The sequence below is a fragment of the Phormidium pseudopriestleyi FRX01 genome (assembly GCF_017313335.1).
Taxonomy (GTDB): Bacteria; Cyanobacteriota; Cyanobacteriia; order Cyanobacteriales; family Laspinemataceae; genus Laspinema; species Laspinema pseudopriestleyi.
In genome coordinates this window covers 1-5133 of the sequence record NZ_JAFLQW010000591.1, presented here as the reverse complement: position 1 = coordinate 5133, position 5133 = coordinate 1, and the positions used below count along the sequence as shown (strand labels likewise).

General features: G+C 48.1%; 3 protein-coding genes. 1 reads left to right on the top strand and 2 read right to left on the bottom strand.

Annotated features, from left to right (window positions below; all coding sequences use genetic code 11):
• Together J0895_RS22635 and cysS are read right to left on the bottom strand one after the other, a co-directional pair.
• A partial coding sequence (locus J0895_RS22635; RefSeq protein ID WP_207090253.1) for an AI-2E family transporter occupies positions 1 to 611 on the bottom strand: 611 nt, incomplete at its 3' end.
• A gap of 297 nt (positions 612 to 908) precedes the next feature.
• Complete coding sequence (gene cysS, locus J0895_RS22630) at positions 909 to 2387, bottom strand: cysteine--tRNA ligase (protein ID WP_207090252.1); 1479 nt, start codon at positions 2385 to 2387, stop codon at positions 909 to 911.
• 256 nt (positions 2388 to 2643) lie between these two features.
• On the opposite strand from cysS, the gene J0895_RS26140 reads away from it, so the two are divergent.
• Positions 2644 to 5133: glycosyltransferase family 4 protein (locus tag J0895_RS26140; RefSeq protein WP_242541520.1), on the top strand; the 2490-nt coding region annotated here is incomplete at its 3' end.

Below are 5133 nucleotides of genomic sequence, written 5' to 3'. Positions count from 1 at the left end.
CGCTGACTAATCGGCCTAACTTGAGTCTCCAAACGCTCATCCCAAGGTTTCGGAAACAGTTGCACCAAACTTTTAATTAAACTGTGACTATCCGCCACCATATAACCAGAAATAAAGATAGATAAAATCAAGGTCACCACACCGCCAAGCAACCCTCTAGTTAATCCATAAGACCGGAGTACCAGTTGTTGGGTTGAGCGAATTCCCCAAGTAGTTAAAGACTGGGTATCAAAAAACTGGCGCACAAACTCCGGAGGAGTATCAATCAGTCTAGCCGCCAAATCTTCTGCAATCAGTCGCAACGTTTCCAAATAAGAGGGAAGCTGACGAATTAACCGCTGAATTTGATCCAAAGCTGTCGGTCCAATTAATAAGACCACCCCAGTTAACCCGCCAATCAGGGTAAGGTAGGTAATAATTGTGGCAATCCAGCGGGGAATATGCCATTTTTCCGCCCAATTCACCACAGGCGAGATGGAAGCGGCTAGGACAACAGAGACCATCAAGGTAATCAGCAAACTCCGCAGTTGCCACAGCAATATCACCATTAAGCCGAGGGTGAAAATCAGCAGCAGGGTTGTTAGAGAAATTTTAATACGCTGGGGGGACATGGCTAATTTAAGATAAAGGCTGGATTAAGGGTGGTTATATAGCGGTTCGGTGGACTCATGAGGTCATCTCTAAAGCCCCCTTCGACTCTGAGCCCCGCCGAAGCCTGTCCTGAGCCCTGAGCCCCGCCGAAGGGGGTCGAAGGGGGTCGAAGGGGGTTTGGGGTGAGGGCGCAAGAACCGCTATAGATGAGGCGATCGCCTTTTCCCGTTGGGTTGAAAACTGCTTCCTTTTCTTGTCCCCCCCTCGCCTCTTAGGAGAGGGGCGGGGGGAGAGGTTTCTTGTCCCCCCCTCGCCTCTTAGGAGAGGGGCGGGGGGGTGAGGTTTCGCCATTGGGTGACACCTCCAGGTTTATCAATTAAACTAATCCCAAGTTCTTGCAGTTGATTCCGAATGCGATCGGCTTCGGCAAAGTTTTTCCCCTGACGCGCCGCGAGTCGGTCCTGAATCAGCGATTCAATCTGCTCATCACTCAATCCTCCGGGTTCTGGTGCCGCATTTTCGACCACTGGATTCACTTCCAAACCTAGAACCTTCCCTAACTCCCGCAAGGTAACCCATTGCTTTTGTAACTCTTCCGGGTCCATATCCGGTTTCCCTTCATGAACCCAAATATTGCCTTGACGACGTAATTCCTTCGCCAATTCAAACAATACCGCCAACGCCGATGGAGTATTCAGGTCATCATCCATCGCCATCTGAAATCGTTCGACGATGGCATCAGATTCAGGTGCGATCGCCCCCAAATCCCACCCCAACTTACTGCCATACTCATAACCAAATCGTAACCCGTCCTTGAGCGTCGTCCAGCCATTTTCCGCACTGGCGATCGCCTCATCGGTAAAATCCAACGGTTTGCGATAATTCGCTTGCAGAACAAACAACCGCAGCGCCATCGGGTCTACACCCCCTTGATCCAGCAACTGGCGAATCGTCGTAAAATTGCCCAATGACTTAGACATTTTTTCCCCATTCACCGCCACCATGCCATTATGTAGCCAATATTTAGCTAAAGCTTGACCCGTCACCGCTTCCGATTGGGCGATTTCATTCTCATGGTGAGGGAAAATTAAATCCGCACCCCCGACATGAATATCAATCGTCTCTCCCAACTCCTCGCGCACCATCGCCGAACATTCAATATGCCATCCCGGACGTCCTGCACCCCAAGGGGATTCCCAAGACGGTTCCCCGGGTTTAGCTGCCTTCCACAAGGCAAAATCAAACGGGTCTTGCTTTTTCAGTTCCTCCGGGTCCTCAGCCTCCACCCGACCACTGGCCCCCGCTTGCATTTCTGCCAACTGGCGTCCCGATAGTTTTCCATAGTCAGCAAACTCACGCACCTTGTAATAAACATCGCCACCTGCCGGATAGGCAAAGCCTTTTTGTTCCAACTGGGCAATTAAGCGCTTAATCCCATCTAAGGTATGAGTAGCGCGGGGATAGGCATCAGCTTCCAGGACATTCAGCCTTGCCATATCTTCAAAATAGGCTTGAGTGTAGCGATCGGCCACTGCCTCCATTGATGTCCCTTCCTGTCTGGCGCGGTTGAGAATTTTGTCATCAATATCGGTAAAATTCTGCACATAGCGAACCGCATATCCCCGCCATTGTAGATATCGGCGTAGAATATCCCAGATAATATAGGAGCGGGCGTGACCCAAGTGGCAATAATCGTAGACCGTAACCCCACAACAATACATCCGCACCTGACCGGGTTCGGTTGGCTCAAACGGTTCCTGACGACGGGTGAGGGTGTTGTACAGCGTTAAGGTCATAATTGAAAGATAAGAAAACAGTAAAACGGTAGTGTTCGATAAGGAACCTCTCCCCCCTAGCCCCCCTCTCCTAAGAGGCTAGGGGGGGACAAGAAAAGATGCAGCAATCACTCCAGTCAACAGTTAGGCCGGGTTTTGCAGACAATTTATCCCAAAACAGACCGGCCCAAAAGAGGTTGACTGAATGACTTAACTGATTCTATCGTTTATGTTGTCCCGATGGACCGTGGCGCGATCGCTCTAGCATTTTAAACTCATGCGGATTATTGTCGAAGGCTGGCGTTTTCTTCCCCACTCTTATTCTCTGATCAATCAGTTTCTACTCTTAGAACTCCTCGATCGCCCTGAAATCCAGGTCCTCCACCGGGATATGCCTTACGTTACCGACAATTGGCAACCCGTCAGTGGGTTATTGGGGGACTCCAGAGAACCCAAATTACACTTGATTCCCCAACCTACAGGGGATGAATCTGCTGATGCCATCCTTCGCGTCTATTGTCCGTTTAATTTAGCCCCTTCCACCACTCACCGCACGGTCATGTTTGGCTGTACAGAATGGGGTATTATTCCTCAGTCCATCCTCCGTGGCATGGGAGTCTCCTCATTCCAAGAGGCTCATAACAATTCCGATACGATTATTGTCACCGCATCCCATTGGTCAAGGGATGGATTTATCCGCAGTGGTGCCGACTCTGATCGCGTGGTTGTGATTCCCCTCGGTGTAGACCCCTACTTCTACAAACCGGCATCTCCAGAAAAACGCCTCGCTTTACGTCAGCAATTTGGACTCGGGGAAAATTTTGTCTTTTTCACCAATGGTTTGCTCTTTAATAACCGCCACGGTATGGCTCGATTATTAAAAGCATTTGCTGCCATTGTCCAAAAATTTCCCGAAGCTAGATTAATCTTAAAAGGTCGAGATTATCTCTTTGAAGCCCGCCAAGAAATTGCAAGAATTTGCAGTCAGACCCTCACGGCATCTGAGCAAAAAAGGGTTCAGGAGCGATTAACCTATATCGGCAAAAATCTATCTTGTACAGATTTAGCGGCGTTATATCAAATTGCCGATGCTTATGTCTCTCCCTATCTAGCGGAAGGATTTAATTTGCCCGTTTTAGAGGCAGCAGCTTGTGGATTACCTGTGATCTGCACCCAAGGTGGACCAACGGATGATTTTATTCATCCAGATTTTGCTTTCCCCATCCAGAGTCAATTAGAACAGCGCCAGTTGGAATCTGGGGAAATGAGATTTGTGGTTGCTCCTGATGTAGACCATTTAATCCATTTGATGGAGCGGATTATCGAGAAACCGGCATTGCGGGAAAAAGCAAGGCAAGCAGGGCCGAAATGGGTGGGCGATCGCTACACTTGGAAGCAGGTTGTAGACCAATATTTAAAGGTATTGATTCCCCAATCTAAACCCTCTTTTACTGCGCCCGTAATCCATCCTACCCCAACAAATACAGCAACGGGGAGACTGATTGTCGAAGGTTGGCGATTTCAGACCCATTCTTATGCGATCGCCAATCAATTTCAACTCCTGGAAATGCTCCAATATCCAAATTTGGAGCTATTTCACCAAGAGATTCCATTCTTGGATCGAAATTCTCAACCCATTCAAGGTTTATTTGATTCCGAATCGGAATCCGCTTTACGCGCGATCGCACACCCACCCCCCAACCTATTTGCCGATGCCACCCTGCGGATGTATAGTCCATTTAATTTTAAATCCGCCCTGCAAAGCGATCGGACTTATTTATTTGCAACCACGGAATGGGGAATTGTCCCTCAAGAACTCTTACGGTTAAACCCCGGGAAGTCTCTTGAAGCCTTACATCAAAATTCTAATACGGTCATTATTACTTCTTCTCAATGGTCTAAAGACGGTTTTCTCCGCAGTGGTGCTGACCCCAATCGCATCGTCACCGTCCCCCTCGGGGTTGATCCAACCCTTTACAAACCCCTCCCCAAGGAAGAACGGGCCTCTTTAAGACAAGAATTGGGATGGCAAGAGGATGAATTTATTTTTTTAAATGTTAGTAGTATGACCTTGGAAAAAGGGATTTTTCCAATCATTTTTTGTTTTACCAAAATCCTGGAAAAATATCCTCAAGCTCGCTTAGTCTTAAAAGGGTCTGATTTAATTTATAAATCTTGGGAATCCATTGTTTTTACTGCTAAAAAGATTTTAAGCGATCGCGGGTTAGAAGAATTTAAAGCCCACTTGACCTATATCGGCGACCCTTTACCCAGTTCACAACTGATTCGCTATTATCAAGCTGCCGATGGCTATCTGTCTCCCTATTCCGCTGAAGGATTTAATTTGCCGGTTTTAGAGGCGATCGCCTGTGGATTGCCGGTGATTTGTACCCAAGGCGGACCCACGGATGAATTTACTCATGCTGATTTTGCCCTCCAGATTAAAAGTGAAGTTCAATCCGTAGAATCTCGGGGGGAAATGCGCCATTTTTTGGCTCCGAATTGGGATTGTTGTATTGCGTTAATGGAGCAACTGATTTCTCAACCGGATTGGCGAGAACAGGTGAGAATTTCGGGTCCTCAATTTGTGCGCGATCGCCTCAGTTGGCAACAGATTGTCACTCAGTTACTGGAGGTGATGTTTCCCTCCAATCCTTCCCCACCGTCAAACGCAGTAACTGTCCAATCTCTCCCACAGGACTTACCCATATTTGGAGAATCTCCCCTAAATGTAGAGGCGATTCGCGAATCGCCTCTACATTTAGGG